Origin of the sequence: Bradyrhizobium sp. RDM12, from assembly GCF_051917485.1 — a bacterium.
Taxonomy (GTDB): Bacteria; Pseudomonadota; Alphaproteobacteria; order Rhizobiales; family Xanthobacteraceae; genus Bradyrhizobium.
In genome coordinates this window covers 3211382-3232634 of the sequence record NZ_CM133064.1, presented here as the reverse complement: position 1 = coordinate 3232634, position 21253 = coordinate 3211382, and the positions used below count along the sequence as shown (strand labels likewise).

Here is a 21253-nt window from a genome sequence, read left to right as displayed (position 1 = left end):
TGCCAATGAGCCTTTGGGGAGGCGGCGAACTTAACGGCCAGCCCCGTGCTGCGACAGCGGCGATTCGCTCGTCTCACCGATTATACCCCGAAAAGTGAGTGCTCCCGAGGCAAACGACAAGGGGCGGAACTCGCGTCCGCCCCTCGCCTATCGGCTTGATTGTGCTGGCTTAGCTTGCCGGCTTGAGCACCGGAGTCCACTTCGCGATCTCGCTTTTCACGAGGGTGGCCAGCGCCTCCGGCGTCCGTTCCGCAGGGGTGGGGACGACACTACCGAGCTTGAGCAGGCGCTTCGTCACGGTCTCGTCGTCGAGCGCCTTGACGGCTGCCGCATTCAGGCTCGCCAGGATCGCGGGCGAGGTTCCCTTCGGCGCGAACATCGCGTTCCAGGCCTGCGCCTGGAATGTGGGCAGGCCCGCTTCCGCCGTTGTCGGCACGTTCGGCAGCGATGGATTGCGCTCCGGCGTTGCGATCGCATACGCCTTGATGGTGCCGGCATTGATCTGCGGCACGGCATTGACGATCTGGTCGCACATGTAATCGACCTGGCCCGCCACCAGCGCGTTCATCGCAGGACCGGTGCCGTTGAAGGGCACCCCGACCGGCTTGATGTCGAGGATGGCATGCAGGAGCTCGCAGGACACGTGCGAGACCGAGCCGATGCCGGCATGCGCGGCGTTCACCTTCTCGGAATTGGCCTTCACGTAAGCGACGAACTCCTTGAGGTCCTTCGGCGGGAAATCCTTGCGCGCGAGGATCAGGATCGGCGTGCCTGCGAGCAGAGCGATCGGCTCAAAATCCCTTTCCGGGTGATAGGCGAGCTTCGGATAGAGCGGCACGGAGGCGGCGTGCGTGCCCATATGCCCGGTGATCAGCGTGTAGCCGTCATTGGCTGCGCGCGCGGCGCGCGTGGTCGCGGTGGTGCCGCCGGCGCCGACCACGTTCTCGATGATGATGCTCTGACCGAGCGTCTGCGCCATGTGCGAGGTGACGATGCGCGCGACGACATCGGTGGGACCGCCCGCCGCGAACGGCACGATGGTGGTGATGCTGCGCGTCGGATAGGTCTGCGCTTCGCCTGGTGCGACAAAGCCGCACAGCGATGCGAGCACGGCTGCAGTTGCGCCCGTGAGCGCGCGAACGGAGGTCATCTCGAACTTCTCCGACATCAAGAAAAATGCCGGCCACAAGGCCGGCATTCTCATTTTCACGAAGCTGTCACGCGAGTCGATTGGACTTCCGAATGCGGCACGCCGACGCAGGACACGCCGACGCAGGCGCGGCGCCGACCTGCGCGCGGCGAGATCAGTTCTCGGATTCGGTGAACACCTCGTCGCGCTTGGCGCGCAGCATGGGCAACAGCGTGAGCACCAGCAGGAAGGCCGCGATCGCGAGCAGCACAGCCGACAGCGGACGCGTCAGGAATACGCTCCAGTCGCCCCGCGAGATCAGGAGCGCGCGGCGCAGGTTCTCTTCCATCAGCGGTCCAAGCACCATTCCGAGCAGCAGCGGCGCCGGCTCGAAATCGTGCTTGATCAGCCAATAGCCGACGAGACCGAACACGCCTGCGAGGATGACGTCGACCGGCGCGTTGTTCACCGAGTAGATGCCGATCGCGCAGAAGATGACGATCGAAGGGAACATCAGCCGGTAGGGAACGCGCAATAACCGCACCCAGATGCCGACCAGCGGCAGGTTGATGATGATCAGCATCAGATTGCCGATCCACATCGAGGCGATCATACCCCAGACCAGATCGGGCTGCTTCTGCATCACCTGCGGACCCGGTACGATGCCGTGAATGGTCATCGCGCCCACCATCAGCGCCATCACCGCGTTCGGCGGGATGCCGAGGGTGAGCAGCGGGATGAAGGACGTCTGCGCGGCTGCATTGTTGGCGCTTTCCGGCGCCGCCACGCCCTCGATCGCGCCGCGGCCGAACCGCTTCGGATCCTTCGCAAGCTTCTTCTCCAGCGTGTAGGCCGCGAACGACGCGATCACCGCGCCGCCACCGGGCAAAATGCCGAGGATCGAGCCGAGCATGGTGCCGCGCAGGATCGCCGGCGCCGAGTCGACCAGATCCTTCTTGGTCGGCATCAGGCCGGTGATCTTCTGCTGCACGAGATCGCGGTTCATCTCGGCACCGGCGTCGAGATTGCGGATGATCTCGGCAAAGCCGAACACGCCCATCGCCACCGTCGCAAAGCCGAGGCCGTCGGCAAGCTCCGGAATGTTGAAGGCCATGCGCGAGGCGCCGGTCTCGATATCCGAGCCGACCATCGACAGCAACAGGCCGAACACGATCATCGCGATCGCCTTCAGCACCGAGCCCTTGGCCAGCACGACCGCAAAAATCAGGCCGAGCACCATCAGCGAGAAATATTCGGCCGGCCCGAACGCCAGCGCGAGCTTGGTCAAGGGCGCGCCGAGCACGGCAATAAGCACGGTCGCGACGCAGCCGGCGAAGAACGAGCCAATGGCGGCGATCGCCAGCGCCGGGCCGGCGCGGCCCTGCTTGGCCATCGCGTGGCCGTCGATGGCGGTGACGACCGATGTCGCCTCACCGGGGATGTTGACCAGGATCGACGTGGTCGAGCCGCCATACTGGGCGCCATAATAGATGCCGGCGAGCATGATCAGCGCGCCGACCGGCGGCAGTCCGAAGGTGATCGGTAGCAGCATTGCGACCGTTGCGATGGTGCCGATGCCCGGCAGCACGCCGACCAGCGTGCCGACCAGCGCGCCGATCAGGCACATCAGAAGATTGATCGGAGAGAACGCGACGGCGAAACCGTGAGCGAGGTTGGCGAAAAGATCCATTACACCCTCACTGGACCAGGAAGCGCGGGAACATCGGCATCGGAAGCCCGAGCACGTAGGGGAACAGCAGTGCGCAGCCGAGTGTCAGGCAGGCGCCCACGATGATCGTTTCGACCCAGCGGGTCTCGTGCGTGCCCATCGCCGCGATCAGGAAGCTCACGAACGCCGAAACCACCACCCCAAGCGGACGGATCGCCAACGCAAAGAAGACGATCGAGACCATCACGAACAGCGGTCCGCGCCAGGAGTAATGCGCCATCGCGGGTCCATCGGCCAACAGTCCGGTCAGTGCGATGCCGGCGCCAAGCGCGACGAGAAGCCCGCCGAACATCCGCGGTGCCGTGCCCGCGCCGAACGAGAAGCCGCGCATGCCCTGCAAATCGCTCGAGGCCCACAGCGCGAACAAGGCGAGCGCCATCAGAACGATTCCGCCGACGTAATCCTGTGCCGACCGGATGGTCATGAAGATCGTCAGGATCGCCACCGCAAACAGCGGATAGGAATAGATCAGCGCCAGCAGCACATCCGATGACGCCTTCTTGGTCTCACCGCCGGCGGCGCCGAGCAACGCAGCGGGGGCGCCCGCGACCAGCGCCGTCGCGTGTGCGGCCACGACCTGCAGCGGACCCCGCCCGGCGCCCCAGCCGAAGATCATCCCGATCGACCAGATCAATTCGAAAATCTGCGGCGCGACGGCCAGCAGACAGAAGCCGATCGCCACCGAGGTGTTTTTTGTGGCTGTCGCCGAGTGGCCCATTGTGTCGGCCATGCCTGTCTCCTCCGCGACTCCTAAGTCACGAGCACTGTTGTTCTAATCGGCTGGAAGGGATCCCCGGCCCAGATCATTGCCTAGCGATTTTCATCACACAATGCCAGCAAAACCCAACAGGCCGCCTGCGAGCAGAAGCCACAGCGGATTGACGCGCGAGACGGAGGCGATCAGCGCGACCGTCGCGGTCAGAAGCAGTGCGGCAATGCTGCGATCGGTCGACTGTGCCAGGATCAGGGCACTCGCCGCCATCAATCCGATCGACAGCGGAACCAGTGCAGCCTGGATCAGGCCGGGCCAGCGCGATTGGCTCGGCCGGCTCAGGAGCTGGCTGACATAATAGGCAAGCAGCGCCGTCGGCAGGCACATCGCCAGCGTCGCGGCCAGCGCGCCCGGAATTCCAGCAACGGCATAGCCGATCAACGTGACGATAAGCACGTTGGGACCAGGCGAGAGCTGCGCGATCGCATAGGCATCCGCGAACTGCTTGTCGGTCATCCAATGATGAACATCGACGGCGATGCGGTGCATTTCGGGTACCGCAGCTGCTGCGCCGCCAACCGCGAACAGCGACATCAGACCAAAGGTGGAGATCAGCGCCCAGATCGGGTTCTCGCTGGTCATGCTGCTACCTTCCGTCGCATCAGATAGGTGACGCCGATGCTGAGCGGGATCGCGACCAGCAGCACCGCCTGCAGCGGCCAGCGAAGCACACCGATTGCTGTGAATACGCCGAGCATCAGGATGAGCACGATGACGTCCATCCGCTTAAGCAGCGGCGTCATCATCCGGAAGACCACCGCGATGAGGAGGCCGACGGCCGCGCAGGAGATACCGGCAAGGCTGCGGCGCAGCACGTCCACATCGCCGAATCGGGCGTAGATGATCGCGAGCATGGTCATGATCAGGGTCGGCGGCAGCAGCAGCCCGGCGAATGCGGCAACGCCGCCGGCGATCCCGCGCAGGCGCGAGCCGAACACCATCGACAAATTGACGATGTTGGGTCCGGGCAGGAAGTGGCAGAGCGCAAAGGTCTCGTTGAATTCATCCGCCGTCATCCAGCGGTGCTGCTCGACGATAGCCCGCCGGGCAAACACCAGGACCCCACCGAAGCCCGCCAGCGACATCCTGGCAAAAGCCGCAAACAGCGCCCACAGGCTGGGCGGAAGGCCATGAACGGCGGCAGGAATATCCGGCTCTTGCGCGGCCGGTGCTGAATCCGGGGGCATGTCGGGAGCTTAGAACGCAGACCTCCTTGCGGCCAAGTCCGTCCGGAACCTATCCAGAGGGAACATCGCCATGGCGGCGCCAAACCCCTGTCTTTCGAAACCTTTGCCCCCTATATTGGGGGTGCCGGTTCGCCGGCTATGGAAATAAACGGTCGTCGCAATAAACCATTCGGACCCGGGGGCGGTACCCGGCGCCTCCACCAAAGCCCACCGATTTTCGGGCTTCAGCCTGCCGAGAGGCGGGTTTTGGCGGGGGCGAAATAGGATCGACGAGGGCGTAAAGGGCGAACTTTTTCCCGGTATTGTTCCGCCGTTATCGGGCTAATGCAATAGTTGCCAACGACAACTTTGCTCCGGTTGCTCAGGCTGCGTAACGCAGTTTGAAAGACCATCTTAAAGTCCTAACGGGTTAAGCTCCGTTAGGCGGGGTTCGGAGGCACCTGGCAACAGAAGCCTCCACTTACCTCTGATTTCCTTCCCGGCGGGGACTCCTGCTGACCCGTCAGGCGCGGTACTATCGCGGCTTGGCGAGTCGGGCCGGCAGGGCCCGTCTCCTGGAATGCAACAGGACGACCATGGCGACCGATCATATCCGTTACGATGTGCTGGCCCGCGACGCGCTGCGCGGCGTGCTGCGCAAGGTACTGACCGACGCCGCGGCCCATGGTCTGCCGGGCGAGCATCATTTCTTCATCACCTTCCTATCGAAGGCCGAGGGCGTAAAGCTGTCGAGCCGGTTGCTTGCACAATACCCGGAAGAGATGACGATCATCCTCCAGCACCAGTTCTGGGACCTGACCGTGCTCGAGGACCGCTTCGAGGTCGGCCTGTCCTTTGGCGGCATCCCGGAGCGGCTGATCGTGCCGTTCAGCGCCATCAAGAGCTTCCTCGATCCGTCCGTGAAATTCGGCCTCCAGTTCGACACCTCGGACGTCGCCGAGGTGGCGGGCGAGAATTTGCCGGCGACCCCGGCCGCATCAGCAGCCGTGCCCGTGCCAGCCACTGAGACGGCAGAGACCGCGGAAGAGCCGACCCCGCTGAACCAGGGCGGTGCGGAGGTCGTGCGGCTCGATCGTTTCCGCAAGAAATGATTCAGGTTGGCCGCGAGACCGTCGCGCCCGGCTAAACTCACTATATAAATGGGCACATGAAGAGGCCGCGCGGCGTTCGCACGGCAGAATGGATGTGCTCATGGCCACGACTGCCCGCTCGAAGACTGCCCGCGCTGAGATCGCCCGCCCCGCGACCCGCATCGAGACCGACAGTTTCGGTCCGATCGAGGTCCGCGCCGATCGTTATTGGGGGGCGCAAACCGAACGCTCGCGCCAGAATTTTCGCATCGGCATCGACCGCATGCCGATTTCGCTCGTGCATGCGCTCGGCATCGTCAAGCTTGCGGCCGCGCAGTCGAATCTCGAGCTCGGCCTGCTCGACAAGCGCCGCGCCAATGCCATCATCCGCGCCGCGCACGAGGTGATCGAGGGCAAGCTCGACGATCATTTCCCGCTGGTCGTGTGGCAGACCGGCTCGGGCACCCAGAGCAACATGAACCTCAACGAGGTCATCGCCAACCGCGCCAACGAACTGCTCGGCGGCGAGCTCGGCAGCAAGAAGCCGGTGCATCCCAACGACCACGTCAATATGAGCCAGTCGTCGAATGACTCTTTCCCGACCGCGATGCACATCGCGGCCGCAAGCCGCGTCACCGCCGATCTCGTCCCCGCCCTCGGCGAGCTGCACCGCGCACTGCGCAAGAAGGAGAAGGAGTTCGCCAAGATCGTGAAGATCGGCCGCACCCACACCCAGGATGCAACGCCACTCACGCTCGGCCAGGAATTTTCGGGCTACGCCGCGCAGGTCGAGAGCGGCATCGCGCGGCTCAAGATCGCGGTGAAGGACCTCTATCCGTTGGCGCAGGGCGGCACCGCCGTCGGCACCGGCCTCAACTCCAAGCCGCGTTTCGCAAAGCTGTTTGCAAAGCATGTCGCCGGGATCACGAAACTGCCCTTCACCAGCGCGGCCAACAAATTCGAGGCGCTGGCTTCGAACGATGCCTATGTGCTGGCGCACGGCGCCATCAATTCCGTCGCGACAGGCCTGTTCAAGATCGCAAATGACATCCGCCTGCTCGGATCTGGCCCGCGCTCGGGCCTGGGTGAATTGATCCTGCCGGAGAACGAGCCGGGCTCATCGATCATGCCGGGCAAGGTCAATCCGACACAGTGCGAGGCGATGACCATGGTGTGCTGCCAGGTGTTCGGCAATCACACCGCGATCACGATCGCCGGCAGCCAGGGCCATTTCGAGCTCAACGTCTACAAGCCGGTGCTCGCCTACAACATGCTGCACTCGATTCGCCTGATGGCGGACGCCGCGCGCTCATTCACCGAGCATTGCGTCAGCGGCATCCGCGCCGATCAGAAGCACATCAAGGAGTTGATGGAGCGTTCGCTGATGCTGGTGACTGCACTGGCGCCGAAGATCGGCTACGACAATGCGGCCAAGGTCGCGAAGACCGCGCATGTCAACGGCACCACGCTGAAGGAGGAAGCGCTGCGGCTCGGCTTCGTCTCGGCCGACGAATTCGACCGCCTGGTGCAGCCGGAGAAGATGACGCGTCCCGGATGAATTCCGAATTCCGATAGTCATCCGTAATGATACGGAGCCTCAAGGCTCATAATTATAAGGCTTAAAGGACAGGATTTGATTACCGTCAATGTGGCCGTGGAGGCGTGTGCTACGCAAAGCTCCTCTGCCTCCTGACGGTAGCGAAATTCATCGTTTGATGGCCCTGAGGCCGATTGACGAGGACGAGCGAATGACGATCAAGTCTTGCGGGGCGCGACGGGGCGCCCTGTTTCTGGAAGGTTCATCCAGTCTGAAGAGGAGCGGATGATGGAGACGCGCCATGGGGAACGTCATCAACCTGAATCGCTTCAGGAAGCGCGCCGGGCGGGAAGCCTCGGCGAAGCAGGCGGACGCCAACCGAACGAAGTTCGGCCGCACGAAGGCCGAGCGATCGGCGGAGGAGAAGCAGGCGGACCAGGCGAAAGCGCGTCTGGACCAGCATCGGATCGATCGCGAGGAGCAGCCATGAAGTCGCCCGTCGTGAAGCGTTCGATCGTGGTCGCCGGCCACAAGACCAGTGTCAGCCTGGAAGAGGCGTTCTGGAACGGCATGAAGGAGATCTCGGGCCTGCGCAACATGACGCTGTCCGAGCTGGTCGGCGAAATCGACGGCGCCCGTCAGCAGGGCAATCTGTCCTCGGCGATCCGCCTGTTCGTGCTGGACTACTTCAAGAGCCGCGCCATGGCCGCCATTCAGTCGGAAAAGGTCGCGGCGCAGTAGCGCCGGGGCGCTCCGCCCACGGCTTCGTGATCTGCACTTTAAAATCCCTCTAAGGTGCGGCTTCGGCGAGCGTGCGCGCTTGACCTCCATGCCCCGCGTTGAAAATACAGGGCATGACCGACACCCATGATACGCGCCGCGAGATGCCGCTGGGCCTGGCCCAGCGCGGCTATACCGGCGTCATTCAGCACCTCTCCGCCAAGGACGCCGGCTCGGCTCTCTCCGACATCGAGCTCGAGAGCCGGCTGATCGAGCTCGGCTTCGTCGAGGGCGCCCGGGTCGAGGTCCTGCACGAGGGGCTGGTCGGGCGCGACCCGATCGCGGTTCGTGTCGACAACATCACCATTGCGGTGCGCCGCCGCGAAGCCATGGCCATCATCGTCGCCTGAGATCGCGACCGGACACCGATTCCATGGAATTACCCCTTCTGCATCTCGCCCTGGTCGGCACGCCAAACAGCGGCAAGACCTCGCTGTTCAATGCCCTGACCGGCAGCCGGCAGAAGGTGGCGAACTATCCGGGCGTCACCGTCGAGCGCAAGGAAGGTTTTTTCGTCACCCCGCAGGGGCGCCAGGTTTCCGTGGTCGACCTGCCCGGCACCTATTCGCTGCGCGGCCGCAGCCCGGACGAGGAGATTACCCGTGACTTCGTGCTCGGCAAGGCGTCCGGCGAGACCTTGCCCGATCTCGTGCTGTGCGTGGCCGACTCGACCAATCTGCGCCTGACCATCCGCCTGCTGCTCGAGCTGAAGCGCACCGGACGCCCGATGATCCTCGTGCTCAACATGTTCGACATCGCGAGCCGCCGCGGCATCTCGGTCGACGTCGAACGGCTTGCCAAGGAGCTCGGCGTGCCCGTGGTCACCTCGATCGCGGTGCGCAAGGGCGGCACGGCCGACCTCCTGGCGCTGACCGACGAGATCTCGGCGAAGCTCGCGGCTGAACCTGCCGAGAACAGCTGGCGCGCGCTCAGCGTCGCCGAATTGCGCGCCACGCAGCGCGAGGCCGACCGCATCATCTCCGACTGCGTCAGCCTGCCGCAGCCGGCCGGACACCTGGACCGCGCGCATCGATGCGATCGTGCTGCATCCGGTCGGCGGCCTCATCGTGCTCGCGCTCATCCTGTTCGTGATGTTCCAGGCGGTGTTCGCCTGGGCGCAGCCGCTGATGGAGCTGCTGCAATCGGGCTTCGACGCGCTCGGCGACTTCGTCCACGCCACCCTGCCCGGCGGCCTGCTGCAGAGCTTCTTGCAGAACGGCGTGATCTCGGGCGTCGGCAGCGTCATCGTGTTCCTGCCGCAGATCATCATTATCTTCCTGTTCATCCTGCTCCTGGAAGATTTCGGCTACATGGCGCGCGCGGCGTTCCTGATGGACCGCATCATGGGCGGGGCCGGGCTGCACGGCCGCGCCTTCATTCCGCTGCTGTCGAGCTTTGCCTGCGCGATCCCCGGCATCATGGCGACGCGCGTGATCGACGACAAGCGCGACCGGCTGACCACGATTCTGATCGCGCCGCTGATGACCTGCTCGGCGCGCATCCCGGTCTACACGTTGATCATCTCGGCCTTCATTCCGGCCAAGGACATCTGGGGCTTCGTCAACCTGCAGGGGCTCGTGATGTTCGGGCTCTATGCGGCCGGCATCACCAGCGCGCTGATCGTCTCGTTCGTGATCAAATTCTTCATGCTGCGCGACTATGCGCCGGCGCCGTTCATGCTCGAGCTGCCCGACTACAAGATGCCGAGATTGAAATCGATCGCGATCGGCATCTTCACCCGCGCGAAGATGTTCCTGCAGCGCGCCGGCACCACGATCTTCTCGATGATGGTGCTGATCTGGTTTCTGGCCTCGTTCCCGCAACCGCCGGCGGGCGCGACCGAGCCCGCGATCGACTTCAGCCTCGCAGCGATTATCGGCAAGGCGCTCGCGCCGCTGCTCGCGCCGGTCGGCTTCAACTGGCAGATCGCGGTGGCGCTGATCCCGGGCATGGCGGCGCGCGAGGTCGCGGTCGCGGCGCTCGGCACCGTCTATGCGATCGAAGGCGGCAAGGAAGCGGCCGAGCAGATCGGTCAGGTGCTGGCGACGAAATGGTCGCTCGCGACCGCGCTGTCGATGCTGGCCTGGTACATCTTCGCCCCGCAATGCGCCTCCACGCTCGCCGTGATCCGGCGCGAGACCGGAAGCTGGGGCTGGATGGCGGCGACCTTCGCCTACATGCTGGTGCTGGCTTATGCCGCGAGCCTGCTGACGTACAACGTCGCGGTCGCGTTCGGGGCGGGCTAGCCTCACTCAAATTCAAAACCGCGAAAACAACCCCATGCACAGTAGACTGGCTTGCCCGCCGGCCCCTGCGCAGGCGCAAATCCTGGCGTGCATGGCAGCACAATCGGGACGGTGGATGACACGCTCCGGTTGACGCGTCGGGCAAAACAGGAGCACGATGGCATCATCGGCCCACGTCGTCCGCAAGGCCTCGCGCAAACGGGCTTGGGCTGGCCTCTCACGTCCCGGCCGGCCGGCACGCTCTTCCTGCGATCATTTCACCAGCCTCCATCGTCGGTTCGGCGCAAATACCGCCATGCGCGCGTTCTCGGAGCCGGCAACGGTTCAGCCGCCGGAGAGCTGTGGAACCCGAAGCCCTGCCGGACGTTTTTATGGGCCAGCCCATGACGCCCTTTCGCGGGGTGAAAAGCGTCAGGAAGACCAATGATCGGTACAATCAGCGCTGCCGGAGACAGCGAGCCCAGCGATCTGCCGAGGATTTCGACGGGCAGCGACGGACTGGATGACATCCTCGGAGGGGGCTTCGATGCCAACCGCATGTATCTCTACGAGGGCAGGCCCGGCACCGGCAAGACCACCATAGCGCTCCAATTTCTCCTCAAGGGCGTCCGCGGCGGCGAACGCGTGCTCTACATCTCCCTATCCGAGACCAGGCGCGAGCTGAATCTCGTCGCGCGGCGGCACGGCTGGTCGCTGGAGGGCGTCGACATCTTCGAGTTGGTCCCGCCGGAGACGACGCTCGATCCTGATCGCGAGCTCACGGTGTTCCATCCCGCGGAAATGGAGCTGAGCGAAACGACCGGTCTGATTTTCAAGGAGGTCGAGCGGATCAATCCCGCACGCGTGGTGCTCGACAGCCTGTCCGAGTTGCGCCTGCTTGCCCAGAACCCGCTTCGCTACAGGCGCCAGGTTCTCGCCTTGAAGCATTTTTTCACCAAACGCAATTGCACGGTCGTCCTGCTCGACGATCTCTCGTCGTCCCAGGACGATTTGCAGCTGCATTCGATCGCGCACGGTGTGGTGATGCTCGAACAGCTCGCCATCGACTATGGCGCGGAGCGGCGGCGGCTTCGCGTGATCAAGATGCGCGGCATTCGATTTCGCGGCGGCTTCCACGATTTCACCATCGAACGGGGAGGCTTGCGGATATTCCCCCGCCTGATAGCGGCCGAACACCACAAGCCGTTTGCCGGCGAGTTCACCCCCAGTGGCAACGCCGAACTCGACAAGCTCCTCGGAGGCGGGCTCGAGCGCGGTACCAACGCGCTGCTCATCGGGGCTGCCGGAGTGGGCAAGTCCTCCGTCGCGCTGACTTATGCGACAGCTGCGGCTGAACGCGGGGAGCGAGCCGCATTCTTCGCGTTCGACGAAGGGCGCGGCACGGTCGAAGCGCGCGCGCGGACGCTCGGCCTGCCGCTCGAAAAGCACGTTGACTCCGGTCACATCCGATTTGAACAGGTCGATCCGGCGGAGCTGTCGCCGGGCGAGTTCGCCGCACATGTGAGGAGGAGCGTCGAAATCGACAACGCGCGGGTTGTCATCATCGACAGCCTGAACGGCTACCTGAATGCGATGCCCGACGAGCGGTTTCTCATCCTGCAAATGCATGAGCTCCTGACCTACCTCGCACAGCAAGGCGTCCTGACCATTCTGGTTCTGGCCCAACACGGACTGGTCGGTCCGATGGATACGCCGCTCGACATCAGCTATTTGAGCGACGCGGTCCTCATGCTGCGCTACTTCGAGGTGGCCGGAACTGTGCGCCGCGCCTTGTCCGTCGTGAAGAAGCGCAGCGGCAACCACGAGCACACCATTCGTGAGTTTCGTCTCGGCGGCACCGGCATCAAGCTCGGTCCACCGCTCACGGAATTCAGCGGCATCTTCTCCGGCAATCCGCATTATACCGGCAAAGAAGTACCAGAAGGACCGGCCGGATGAGCGGCGAGCGGGATCAACAGGTTCTCGTACTCGCCCCGATCGGCCGAGACGGACAGACGTCCACAGAGCTTTTTCGGAGCGCCGGCCTCGAGGCGATCAACTGCCGAAACCTTCCCGAACTCGTCGGCGAGATGACCAAGGGGTGGGCTCGGTTTTTCTCGCCGAGGAAGGTCTCTTCGGGCAAGACACGACGCAGCTGGGACAGTGGATCGAAAGCCAGCCGCCATGGTCCGACCTGCCTTTTGTCGTCCTCACCAGCCACCGCGAGTTGCCGGCCGTGGTCGCCTGGCGTCGGGACATCGTCGCGCTGCTTCGCAATGTTTCGCTGCTCGAGCGCCCTGTCCAGCCGATGACGCTGACCAGCGCCATTCAATCGGCAATGCGGGCGCGCCGGCGTCAATATGAAATCCGGACCCTGCTCCAGGCACGTGAGCAGACCGCGCAGCAACTCGAAAAGCTGGTGGTCGAACGCACGCGCGCCCTGGCGGACGCCAACGAGCAGTTGCGCCTCGAAATGAAGCAACGTACCCAGATCGAGGAGACGCTTCGCCAGGCGCAGAAGATCGAGGCCATCGGCCAGCTGACCGGCGGAGTGGCTCATGATTTCAACAATCTGCTGATGGTCATCTCGGGCGGCCTCGACATGCTCGACCGCCAGGCGGACCCGAACCGCCGGCGCCGGCTGATGGATGGGATGGTCCAGGCGGCACAGCGCGGGGCGAGCCTGACGAAGCAGCTTCTTGCGTTCTCGCGTCGGCAGAAGCTTCGGCCGGAGCCCGTCGACGTCGCTGCGCAGATCGGCGGCATGCGCGAACTGCTCGATCGGAGCCTGAGAGGCGACGTCCACGTCGAGTTCGATTTTCCGGATTCGCTGTGGCCGGTGGAAGTCGATCCCGGGGAGCTCGAACTGGTGATTCTCAATCTCGCCGTCAACGCCCGCGATGCCATGCCCAATGGCGGCACGATCGTCGTACGCGGGGAAAACCTGCCGGATCGGAACGACGAGCAGATCGCGGGCGACTATGTGCGTCTGTCCGTCGTCGATACCGGTGTCGGCATGAGGCCGGAGATTCTGTCGCGCGTGTTCGAACCGTTCTTCACGACCAAGGACGTCGGAAAGGGCTCGGGACTAGGCCTCGCACAGGTCCATGGATTTGCGACGCAGTCACGAGGCACCGTACGAATTCAATCGCAGGTCGGCCGCGGCACCAGCATCGAGCTCTATCTGCCGCGATCGTTCGACGTTCCTTCCAAGGAGCGCCATCTCGTCGACCTCACACGGGTGCGGCCGAAGAGGAGCAATCATGGCCGAATCCTGCTGGTCGAGGACGACGACGAAGTTGCCGCACTGGTCGGCGAGATGCTCGACCAACTTGGCTACGAAGTGACGCGCGCCGCGAGCGCCGCCGCGGCCCTCGGAGCTCTGGCCGACGGCCGCGCGGTCGATCTCATCTTTTCCGACATCATGATGCCGGGTGGCATGAATGGGGTCGAATTGGCGCGTGAGATCAAGAGAAGGCGAAGCGACATACCGGTGCTCCTGACCAGCGGATACTCGGAAGCCGCAGTCCATGACGCGGCATTGGCGGGGATTCAGATCCTGCCGAAACCCTATCAAATCGACGAACTGGCGGCCGCCCTCAACGCGACAAAGTCAAATCCTGAATTCGAAGCGGCGTCCAGGCGCCCCAACCGATGCTGATGCTACAAAGCAGGGCGCCAATTTCGTCGACGATCCCCTCCGGAAGCTGTTATCTGTCTCGATGGAGCAATTCAGCACCGCGAGATTGAGCGCCGAGCGGCTACGCAAGGATCACCTCGCCGACCTCGTCGCACTGCACCTCGATCCCGAGGTCTCCCGCTATCTCGGCGGCGTGCGCTCGGCCGAGGTGACGGAGACCTATCTCGCGACCAACATGGCGCATTGGGACCAGCACGGTTTTGGGCTGTGGGCGTTGCGAACGAAAGATGGCGCCTTCGCCGGGCGGGCGGGGATCCGGCACATTCTCATCGACGACGTGAACGAGCTCGAGATCGCCTACACGTTCCGGCGCGAATTCTGGGGCCGGGGACTTGCGAGCGAGATCGCGCCCGCGCTGACCGAGATCGGGCTGTCACGGCTGAAACTGCCGTCACTCATCGGCCTCGTCGTTGTCGCACATGGCGCATCGCGGCGCGTGCTGGAGAAATCGAACTACCTGTTCGAGAAGCACACGACGCATCATGGCGAGGACGTCGTGGTTTACCGTATCAGGCGGTGATACTCGTATCGCCGCCAGCTCGCAGCTTCATGAGGGCCGCCACGAGCCGCTCGGGCTGAAACGGCTTTTCGAGCAGCACACTGTCGGGCACGCCCTGTGACTTCCACAATCCGGCACCAGCGCTGCCCGTGATGTACACGACCGGAAGGTTTGGATCCTTCTCTCGCATTCGCCGGGCCAGATCCCAGCCGTTCAGCTTGCCGCCCAGATGGACGTCGGTCACGAGCGCCTTGTGATTTTTCCCGCGCGCTATGAACACCGTGATCGCCTCCTCGCCGGAGGCGAGGATATCGGACATAAAGCCAGCCTCCGCCAGCGCCATTTCAAGCACGCCCTGGAGCAGATATTCGTCCTCGACGATCAGGATCGAAGGCTGTTCCGACATGTTTGCCTTTGGCTGGCCGGCTATCAGACGCGACGCATGTTCCAGTTCGCGCGCAATCCAGCACGCGTTTTTGGCTTTCTCGCGGTAGACCTCATGAAACCTGAACAGCTATTCAAGAAAGTTTCTTGCCAGTTCCTGCAACAGGCGATGGCGGCAGAAGTTGACCTCTCGACGATGCAGAAGGAGGAGGAACAGATGAGGAAGTTGACTTACGCTCTTGCGGCAGTCGCAACGCTTGCAATCGGTGCCCCCACCCTCGCCAATGCGGGCGGCGTCGGCTTCTATGTCGGCGGCGACCGTGATGATTATGGCCCGCGCGTGCGCATCTACGAGCATGACCGCGGATGGCACCACGGCTGGTACCACCACGATCGCGACTACGACCGCGGCGTCGTGATCCGTCGCCATCACTGGGATGACGATTAATTCACGCCAACCCGGCGAAGCAAGGAGGCCTCGCTTCGGCGAGGCCTTTTTGTATCCGATGCGGAGCGCCCGTCGGTTTTGCACGACCTGAGTGCGCGCCTCGTCCTTCGAGACGCCCCGCTTCGCGGTCTCCTCAGGATGAGGTTACGCGGCATCGGAGCTCGTCAAAGCGACGGCTCCATGCTCGGTCCTCATCCTGAGGGCCCGCCAACGGCGAGCGTCTCGAAGGATGGCCACAGGGAATAGCTCCCAGCTCCGCCTGCGTGACAGGGACGGTCCACTCGAATTTGAATGGCGTTTCCGCAACCGGCTGTCTATGGTTCTCGCCATGTCGCGCCTCATATGTCTGTTCGTTGCTGCCATCCTGTCGCTGCTGCCGGTCGTAGCGCCCGCAGCGTCGGCCGCCAAAAAGCCTAGGCAAAGCTGGCATGGTTACGGCTTCCTGCCGGGCTATCGCCAACCGCTCAGCAACAGCCAGCCGATCTTCATGCAGAAGAACGGCTTTCGTCGCTACGCGCGCGAGAACCAGCGCCCCTGGTATATCGATCCCGTGCCGAGCTATTACCGCTACATTGACGGCGAATGGCACTATTTCGGCCGGCCCGGCTTCGGCGGCTCCCGCTACAATGGCGGCAGCTTCGGTCCGTGCTGGACCCGGACGCCGATCGGCGCGATCTGGAATTGCGGCTGATCGCTTCCCCTCTTCCCTTGTGGGCCCACAGGGGGAGAGGTCGGATTGCATCTGGCGATGCAGAGCATCGTCCAGTGCAATCCGGGTGAGGGGCCGCAGCATCTCGTGAGACTGTAACCCCTCACCCGGATCGCATCTTCGATGCGTTCCGACCTCTCCCTTCGGGAGAGGTGAACCGAGCAGTCATTCGGAACAAAACGTTCCGAAGACGCGATCCCACATGCTGGTGACCACGCCGAAATTGCACGGCCGCTTGCCGTAGTGATGGCGCGTATGGCGGCGCTTCAGGCGCCAGAGATAGCCGCCGCGCTTCACGGGATGATGATGAATGATGTGATGAAGCGCACCGAAATAGATGTAGCCCAGCATGAGTCCCGCCGTGACGGTGCAGGCGCTGCCAAATCCGACCAGCAGCCAGACCGGCAGCAGCGATCCGCAACAGATCGATCCCAGGCTCAGCCACAGCGGCGAGCCGACCAATGCGCGCGGATCGGAATGGTGCATGTCGTGCAAGGCGGCCAGATAGGCCGGACCATGCAAGGCGAACCGGTGAATGACGTATTCGGCGAGGCTCCACAGCAACAGCCCGCTTGCGAAGCCGATCGCCGCTTCGTCCCAGCGCAGAGGCTCGTTCAGGAGAAAAGCGACCGCGACCAGCGCGGCACTTGCCAGCGGATAGAACACGAAATCGGCAAAGTACAAGAACTTTTTCAGTCGCATGGGTTTGCGCATGGGCTGGTCTTGCTGGAACGCTCCATGGCCGCCCGTGCTTCGAAAATCTCCGGCAACTCCCGTGCGTTGGCGAATATCCCGATCACCGGACCGAGCACGCTCCGCGCCTGCGCATCCGTTCCGCTCGCCTGATACAATCTGGCAAGCGAAAGGGCTGCGCGCAGCTCGTACGTCGCGGTCTGCTGCGCCCGCGCGGCTTCGATAGCGCCAGTGAACGCCGCCTCCGCGGCGACGATATCGATGGGATCTTTGCGCAGCAGCAGCTCGCCGCGCCGGCGCTGGATCTCCGGGGTGAACCATTCCTGTCCGGTCCGCTCCACCTCGACGAGCTGTTCATCCAGGATCGCGAGCGCCTCGTCGAACTGCCCTTCGCCGGCCTTGGCTTCCGCGAGCAGCGTCCACGTCAAAGGCACGTACAGCCCGGTCGCCATTTTTCCGACCAGCGGCAGCGCGATGGAATCTTCCATCCCCTGGAGCCCGGCCGCGCGCTCGCCGAGACCGCAACGGATCCAGCCATTCCAGAATTTGCCGGCCCGCGTGTAAAGCAGAAGCCCGTGCTCGCGGCTGAGCTCGATCACGGCATCGACATGCGGCCTGGCGCCTTCAGGGTTGCCGCGCATCGCCTCGAGCACGATCTTGTGGAAATGCGTGTAGACCATCGTCGCGACATGGCCGCTGTCGGCCGCGCGGCGGATCGCATGCTGCGCCAGCTGTTCGGCGCGATCGACTTCGCCGAGCGGCCACAGCACCAGCGCAAGGTAGATCGCCGCAGCGATCCCGCAATCGTGGCCGTACAGGAAGGCGAGATCGCGATCGTGCTCGTCGCGATAGATCGTGAGCGCCTGCTCGAGATGCTGCTTGGCATCGACGAAATTGCCCTCGAACCAGCGCGTCATGCCGCAGACGCGATGCGCGACCCCGCCTCCGGCGCATCGGGGCGGTCGGCGGTATCCTGCAAGAATGCCTGCGCGAGCTCCTGCATCGATCCGAGCTCGCTGCGAACGAGGCTTCCGACCCACAGGCCGTAGGTGGCGGCGAAGCGCTCGGGCGCGCCCTTGAGGCTGGAAGCGAGCTCGCGGGCGCGTGCGAACGCGACCGACGTTTCCGGCGCGCCATAGCCGCGCGTTGCGATCAGCGCGTTGCCATAGGCGATCTGCAATTGCAGCCGCCGGCTTTGTCCGGCCGGGCTTTCGCTCAAGCCTTCGGCAAGCCCGATGGCCTTGGTCAGATGCGCGATCGCCTCGGGATAGGCCGAGCTGCGCAGCGCGCGATCGCCCGCCTTGCCCCACCACTCGACGGCGTCCTCGACGAGGCCGGCCTGCGTGAGATGGTGCGCGGCAATTTCGGGCGCTGCCGCGGCGGCGTCCGGGAATTTTTCCTGGAGCACGGCCGCGATCCGCTCGTGCAATCGCCGCCGGCTGCTCCTGAGCAGGCTTTCATAGGCGGTGTCCTGCACCAGCGCATGCTTGAACGTATAGACCGCTTCGGGAGCGGCCCCGCTGCGGAAAATCAACTCGGCGGCTTCGAGCTGGGCGAGCCGGGCGTCGAGCTCCACATCGTCCTTGTCCGAGATCGCACGCAGCAGCACGTCGGAGAATTCACGGCCGATGACGGCGCACACTTGTGCGATCTCCTTCGCCGGCCCGAGCCGGTCGAGCCGCGCCATCAGCAGATCCTGGAGCGTCGTGGGGATCGACAGGCGCGGCAGGCTGCCGGCGATCCTGTAGCGGCCCCCCGCCCCCTTTTCGAGCACGCCCATCTCAAGCACCGTGCGCGTCAGCTCCTCGACGAACAGCGGGACGCCGTCGGTCCGGGTGGCGATCTGCGTGACCAGCTCGGACGGGACCGCGCGGCTTCCGATCACCTCGGCGATCATGCGCTGGACGTCGGTCTCTTTGAGGCGTCCGAGCTCCAGCGTCGTCAAATTCGCCGGGCCCATCCACGGCAGCCTGAACTCGTCGCGGAATGTCAGGACGAGCAGCAGGCGAAGCTGGTCGGCCAGCCTGACCGCGAGCCCGAGCAGCTCGAGCGAGGTCGCATCGGCCCAATGCAAATCCTCGACGATGCAGACCACCGGCGCCTCGGCGCACAGGCGCTGCAAGCGCTGGATCAGCGCGGCAAGCGTGTTGCGCCGCAGCTGCTGCGGCGTCCAGTCGAGCGGCGGATAGCGTTCGTCGGTGGCAATCGAGAGCAGATCCGCAAACAGCGGCACCAGCGTCGGCGTCTTCAGATCGCTGCGCCCGAGCAGCGCTTCGAGCTTGCGCAGCCGTTGTGCGTTGCCGTCGCCGGCGCCGAGTTTCGCCGCCCGCTGCAGCTGCGTGATGACAGGATAGAGCGCGCTGGCGCGATGATGCGGCGAGCATTGATAGCGCAACCGGATGTGCGGCTCCGCCGCGATCCGCTCATTGAGGAAATGCGCCGCGAGCCGCGATTTGCCGATGCCGGGCTCGCCGGAAATCAGCACGACCTGACCCTGGCCGCGCCAGGCCCGCTGCTTGCACTCGGCCAGCCGGTCGAGCTCGTGCTCGCGGCCGACGAAACCGGCGAGGCCCGCGGAGCGATAGGCTTCGAAGCGACTCCCGAGCGGCGATGGACGGTCCACCGCCCAGACTTCGATCGCCTCGCTGAATCCCTTGATCACGCAGGTGCCGAGTGCGCGCAACTCGAACAGATTGCCGAGCAGCCGGCGCGTCGAGGACGCGACGATGACGGTGCCGGGTTCGGCGAAGGCCTGCATCCGCGCCGCGAGGTTGGGTGTCTCGCCGATCACCTCCAGCCGGCTCGAGGCGCCCTTTGCGAAGAGATCGCCGACGACGACCAGTCCGGTGGCGATACCGATCCTCACCTCCAGCCGCAAGCCCGGCTGCACGTCGATGCCCCGGACCGCGGCGGTGATCTCGAGCCCGGCGCGGACCGCGCGCTCGGCGTCGTCCTCATGGGCCGACGGATAGCCGAAATAGGACAGGATGCCGTCACCCACCAGTCGCGAGACGATGCCGTCATAGCTCCCGATGATCGCGGTCGCGGCCTCGCGATAGGCCTGCAGGATCTCGCGCATCTCCTCGGGATCGAACTGCTGCGACAGTGCAGTCGAGCCGACGAGGTCGCAGAACATGATCGTGAGTTGCCGGCGCTCCGCGCCCGCGTCGATGTTCGGTGCGAGCAGACGCGCCTTCGGAACGTCGAGCTCGGCAATCGAACGCAACAGCCTGCGCCGGTGCCCCAGCACGACACCCATGGTCGCGAGATCGCGATCCGTAATCTCGGAAAGGATGTCGAAATCAATGCCGTGGTCGGAAAAGGACTTCAGGTATTGAGGGAGGCCGACCTTCTCCAACCAGGCGGCAACCTGCCCAGTCATCACGCGGAGTCCAGCATCAAGTGCACTAAACCTAAAGTATATCCCCGCCTCGGAATGAAGTCAATCGTGGCAGGCAAGCGTCGCCATTGTTGACGCATCAAGGGCCTTGGCTCATGCTTTATGGTGGAAGCGTTCCCCATTTTCGCGCGAGAGTATTGATCCGTGAAGCAGGATCCGTATCCGACAGCGGCAAATCCGATCCATTCGGCCGTCGTAAAACTGTTTTATTCGCGCGCGGCGCGCCAGCTTTTCACCAACGCCTGGTACTCGCTGCTGAGCAACCTCGACAGGGACGCCGCGATCCGATTCCTCAACTACGGCTATGCTTCGCTGAACGGCGAGCAGGTCGCGCTGCAACCCGCCGACGAGCCCGATCGCTACGCGATCCAGCTCTATCATCATGTCGCGTCGGGCGCCGCAATCGCGGGCAAGGATGTGCTGGAGGTCGGGAGCGGCCGCGGCGGCGGCGCTTCCTACATCGCGCGGTATCTCAACCCGAAGAGCTACACCGGGCTCGACATCTGCAAGCCGGCGATCCGCTTCAGCACGGCGCGCTATGCCGGCCAGCACAATCTCGCATTCCGCGTCGGCAATGCGCTGAGCCTGCCGTTCGCGGACGCGAGTTTCGACGTCGTGGTCAACGTCGAGAGCGCGCAGCATTATGGCGACATGGCGCGCTTTCTGGAGGAGGTCCATCGCGTGCTCAGGCCGGGCGGGGCTTTCCTGATGGCGTGCTTCGAAGACCGCTCGAAGGACGTGTATCCGCGCGAGTCCCTGGCCCGGTCGCGCTTGCGTCTCGTTCGGGAGGACGACATCACCGCGAATGTGGCGCGCGCGCTGGAGCTCGATGGCGCGCGGCGAACGGCGCTGGCGGACGAGATCGTGCCGCGGGTGCTGCTCGGCGTGTCCCACGAATTCGCCGGCATTCCGGGCACGCAGCTGCATGCGTCCTTCGCCGAGGGCACTTGTCCTTATTATTGCTTCACCTGCCGCAAGGACTAAAGCGGAC

At 64.2% G+C, this 21253-nt stretch carries 19 protein-coding genes, 1 other RNA gene and 2 pseudogenes; 13 read left to right on the top strand and 9 right to left on the bottom strand.

What is annotated here, in order from left to right; translation table 11 throughout:
* Positions 1-169: 169 nt before the first annotated feature.
* The 5 genes from ACTGJ9_RS15640 to ACTGJ9_RS15620 all read right to left on the bottom strand — a co-directional run bounded on the left by ACTGJ9_RS15640 (position 170) and on the right by ACTGJ9_RS15620 (position 4817).
* The gene (locus ACTGJ9_RS15640; protein ID WP_456677778.1) at positions 170-1150 is read right to left on the bottom strand and encodes a tripartite tricarboxylate transporter substrate binding protein BugD; all 981 of its coding nucleotides are present in this window, start codon (positions 1148-1150) and stop codon (positions 170-172) included.
* Between the two features lie 154 nt (positions 1151-1304).
* Positions 1305-2819 carry a tripartite tricarboxylate transporter permease gene (locus tag ACTGJ9_RS15635; RefSeq protein ID WP_456677777.1) on the bottom strand — a complete coding sequence of 505 codons (1515 nt, stop codon included), beginning with the start codon at positions 2817-2819 and terminating at the stop codon, positions 1305-1307.
* Between the two features lie 7 nt (positions 2820-2826).
* On the bottom strand, positions 2827-3588 hold the full coding sequence (locus ACTGJ9_RS15630; RefSeq protein WP_456677776.1) for a tripartite tricarboxylate transporter TctB family protein: 762 nt from the start codon (positions 3586-3588) through the stop codon (positions 2827-2829).
* Between the two features lie 93 nt (positions 3589-3681).
* Entirely contained in the window at positions 3682-4212 is a 531-nt protein-coding gene (locus ACTGJ9_RS15625; protein ID WP_456677775.1) for a chromate transporter, read from the bottom strand.
* Positions 4209-4817: a chromate transporter gene (locus tag ACTGJ9_RS15620; RefSeq protein ID WP_456677774.1), complete on the bottom strand. Its 609-nt coding sequence runs from the start codon at positions 4815-4817 to the stop codon at positions 4209-4211. The genes ACTGJ9_RS15625 and ACTGJ9_RS15620 overlap by 4 nt, the downstream gene beginning before the upstream one ends.
* An 84-nt stretch (positions 4818-4901) precedes the next feature.
* On the opposite strand from ACTGJ9_RS15620, the gene ssrA reads away from it, so the two are divergent.
* The 10 genes and pseudogenes from ssrA to ACTGJ9_RS15570 all read left to right on the top strand — a co-directional run bounded on the left by ssrA (position 4902) and on the right by ACTGJ9_RS15570 (position 14649).
* Positions 4902-5278: a transfer-messenger RNA gene (gene ssrA, locus ACTGJ9_RS15615) on the top strand.
* 114 nt (positions 5279-5392) lie between these two features.
* The gene (locus tag ACTGJ9_RS15610; protein ID WP_456677773.1) at positions 5393-5908 is read left to right on the top strand and encodes an SspB family protein; all 516 of its coding nucleotides are present in this window, start codon (positions 5393-5395) and stop codon (positions 5906-5908) included.
* An 88-nt stretch (positions 5909-5996) separates the two neighbouring features.
* Positions 5997-7445 (top strand): class II fumarate hydratase, encoded by a 1449-nt coding sequence (gene fumC, locus ACTGJ9_RS15605; protein WP_456677772.1) that lies wholly within the window; start codon positions 5997-5999, stop codon positions 7443-7445.
* A 280-nt stretch (positions 7446-7725) separates the two neighbouring features.
* Positions 7726-7914, top strand: coding sequence for a DUF4169 family protein (locus ACTGJ9_RS15600; RefSeq protein WP_456677771.1), 189 nt, complete (start codon positions 7726-7728; stop codon positions 7912-7914).
* Positions 7911-8165: a ribbon-helix-helix domain-containing protein gene (locus tag ACTGJ9_RS15595; RefSeq protein WP_456677770.1), complete on the top strand. Its 255-nt coding sequence runs from the start codon at positions 7911-7913 to the stop codon at positions 8163-8165. Before ACTGJ9_RS15600 ends, ACTGJ9_RS15595 begins: the two co-directional genes overlap by 4 nt.
* A 113-nt stretch (positions 8166-8278) precedes the next feature.
* The gene (locus ACTGJ9_RS15590) at positions 8279-8554 is read left to right on the top strand and encodes a FeoA family protein (RefSeq protein ID WP_027560531.1); all 276 of its coding nucleotides are present in this window, start codon (positions 8279-8281) and stop codon (positions 8552-8554) included.
* A gap of 23 nt (positions 8555-8577) precedes the next feature.
* Positions 8578-10450, top strand: a pseudogene (gene feoB / locus ACTGJ9_RS15585) (ferrous iron transporter B).
* A gap of 423 nt (positions 10451-10873) precedes the next feature.
* Entirely contained in the window at positions 10874-12388 is a 1515-nt protein-coding gene (locus ACTGJ9_RS15580; protein ID WP_456677769.1) for an ATPase domain-containing protein, read from the top strand.
* Positions 12385-14090, top strand: a pseudogene (locus ACTGJ9_RS15575) (response regulator). Before ACTGJ9_RS15580 ends, ACTGJ9_RS15575 begins: the two are co-directional and overlap by 4 nt.
* 61 nt (positions 14091-14151) lie before the next feature.
* Entirely contained in the window at positions 14152-14649 is a 498-nt protein-coding gene (locus ACTGJ9_RS15570; RefSeq protein ID WP_456677768.1) for a GNAT family N-acetyltransferase, read from the top strand.
* On the opposite strand, the gene ACTGJ9_RS15565 is transcribed toward ACTGJ9_RS15570, so the two are convergent.
* Entirely contained in the window at positions 14639-15034 is a 396-nt protein-coding gene (locus ACTGJ9_RS15565; protein WP_456677767.1) for a response regulator, read from the bottom strand. The genes ACTGJ9_RS15570 and ACTGJ9_RS15565 overlap by 11 nt on opposite strands.
* 36 nt (positions 15035-15070) lie before the next feature.
* Between ACTGJ9_RS15565 and ACTGJ9_RS15560 the strand changes: the two genes are divergently transcribed.
* Together ACTGJ9_RS15560 and ACTGJ9_RS15555 are read left to right on the top strand one after the other, a co-directional pair.
* Positions 15071-15460, top strand: a complete 390-nt coding sequence (locus ACTGJ9_RS15560) for a hypothetical protein (RefSeq protein ID WP_456677766.1) — start codon at positions 15071-15073, stop codon at positions 15458-15460.
* Between the two features lie 328 nt (positions 15461-15788).
* Positions 15789-16151 carry a hypothetical protein gene (locus tag ACTGJ9_RS15555; protein ID WP_456677765.1) on the top strand — a complete coding sequence of 121 codons (363 nt, stop codon included), beginning with the start codon at positions 15789-15791 and terminating at the stop codon, positions 16149-16151.
* Between the two features lie 183 nt (positions 16152-16334).
* On the opposite strand, the gene ACTGJ9_RS15550 is transcribed toward ACTGJ9_RS15555, so the two are convergent.
* The 3 genes from ACTGJ9_RS15550 to ACTGJ9_RS15540 are packed head-to-tail and all read right to left on the bottom strand — an operon-like array spanning position 16335 to position 20244.
* Complete coding sequence (locus tag ACTGJ9_RS15550) at positions 16335-16883, bottom strand: sterol desaturase family protein (RefSeq protein ID WP_456677764.1); 549 nt, start codon at positions 16881-16883, stop codon at positions 16335-16337.
* Positions 16862-17779 (bottom strand): hypothetical protein, encoded by a 918-nt coding sequence (locus ACTGJ9_RS15545; RefSeq protein ID WP_456677763.1) that lies wholly within the window; start codon positions 17777-17779, stop codon positions 16862-16864. Before ACTGJ9_RS15545 ends, ACTGJ9_RS15550 begins: the two co-directional genes overlap by 22 nt.
* Complete coding sequence (locus ACTGJ9_RS15540) at positions 17776-20244, bottom strand: AAA family ATPase (RefSeq protein WP_456677762.1); 2469 nt, start codon at positions 20242-20244, stop codon at positions 17776-17778. Before ACTGJ9_RS15540 ends, ACTGJ9_RS15545 begins: the two co-directional genes overlap by 4 nt.
* A gap of 162 nt (positions 20245-20406) precedes the next feature.
* On the opposite strand from ACTGJ9_RS15540, the gene ACTGJ9_RS15535 reads away from it, so the two are divergent.
* Positions 20407-21246 (top strand): class I SAM-dependent methyltransferase, encoded by an 840-nt coding sequence (locus ACTGJ9_RS15535; protein ID WP_456677761.1) that lies wholly within the window; start codon positions 20407-20409, stop codon positions 21244-21246.
* Positions 21247-21253 lie beyond the last annotated feature (7 nt).

What these genes read in the sequence shown, in the direction of transcription:
- ACTGJ9_RS15630 (WP_456677776.1), bottom strand. Translation starts at nt 3,588, where the DNA reads ATGGCCGACACAATGGGCCACTCGGCGACAGCCACAAAAAACACCTCG.
- ACTGJ9_RS15560 (WP_456677766.1), top strand. Translation starts at nt 15,071, where the DNA reads ATGTTCCAGTTCGCGCGCAATCCAGCACGCGTTTTTGGCTTTCTCGCG.
- ACTGJ9_RS15545 (WP_456677763.1), bottom strand. Translation starts at nt 17,779, where the DNA reads ATGACGCGCTGGTTCGAGGGCAATTTCGTCGATGCCAAGCAGCATCTC.
- ACTGJ9_RS15550 (WP_456677764.1), bottom strand. Translation starts at nt 16,883, where the DNA reads ATGCGCAAACCCATGCGACTGAAAAAGTTCTTGTACTTTGCCGATTTC.
- ACTGJ9_RS15620 (WP_456677774.1), bottom strand. Translation starts at nt 4,817, where the DNA reads ATGCCCCCGGATTCAGCACCGGCCGCGCAAGAGCCGGATATTCCTGCC.
- ACTGJ9_RS15595 (WP_456677770.1), top strand. Translation starts at nt 7,911, where the DNA reads ATGAAGTCGCCCGTCGTGAAGCGTTCGATCGTGGTCGCCGGCCACAAG.
- ACTGJ9_RS15570 (WP_456677768.1), top strand. Translation starts at nt 14,152, where the DNA reads ATGGAGCAATTCAGCACCGCGAGATTGAGCGCCGAGCGGCTACGCAAG.
- ACTGJ9_RS15555 (WP_456677765.1), top strand. Translation starts at nt 15,789, where the DNA reads ATGTCGCGCCTCATATGTCTGTTCGTTGCTGCCATCCTGTCGCTGCTG.
- ACTGJ9_RS15635 (WP_456677777.1), bottom strand. Translation starts at nt 2,819, where the DNA reads ATGGATCTTTTCGCCAACCTCGCTCACGGTTTCGCCGTCGCGTTCTCT.
- ACTGJ9_RS15565 (WP_456677767.1), bottom strand. Translation starts at nt 15,034, where the DNA reads ATGTCGGAACAGCCTTCGATCCTGATCGTCGAGGACGAATATCTGCTC.
- ACTGJ9_RS15580 (WP_456677769.1), top strand. Translation starts at nt 10,874, where the DNA reads ATGATCGGTACAATCAGCGCTGCCGGAGACAGCGAGCCCAGCGATCTG.
- ACTGJ9_RS15625 (WP_456677775.1), bottom strand. Translation starts at nt 4,212, where the DNA reads ATGACCAGCGAGAACCCGATCTGGGCGCTGATCTCCACCTTTGGTCTG.
- ACTGJ9_RS15590 (WP_027560531.1), top strand. Translation starts at nt 8,279, where the DNA reads ATGACCGACACCCATGATACGCGCCGCGAGATGCCGCTGGGCCTGGCC.
- fumC (WP_456677772.1), top strand. Translation starts at nt 5,997, where the DNA reads ATGGATGTGCTCATGGCCACGACTGCCCGCTCGAAGACTGCCCGCGCT.
- ACTGJ9_RS15610 (WP_456677773.1), top strand. Translation starts at nt 5,393, where the DNA reads ATGGCGACCGATCATATCCGTTACGATGTGCTGGCCCGCGACGCGCTG.
- ACTGJ9_RS15540 (WP_456677762.1), bottom strand. Translation starts at nt 20,244, where the DNA reads ATGACTGGGCAGGTTGCCGCCTGGTTGGAGAAGGTCGGCCTCCCTCAA.
- ACTGJ9_RS15640 (WP_456677778.1), bottom strand. Translation starts at nt 1,150, where the DNA reads ATGACCTCCGTTCGCGCGCTCACGGGCGCAACTGCAGCCGTGCTCGCA.
- ACTGJ9_RS15600 (WP_456677771.1), top strand. Translation starts at nt 7,726, where the DNA reads ATGGGGAACGTCATCAACCTGAATCGCTTCAGGAAGCGCGCCGGGCGG.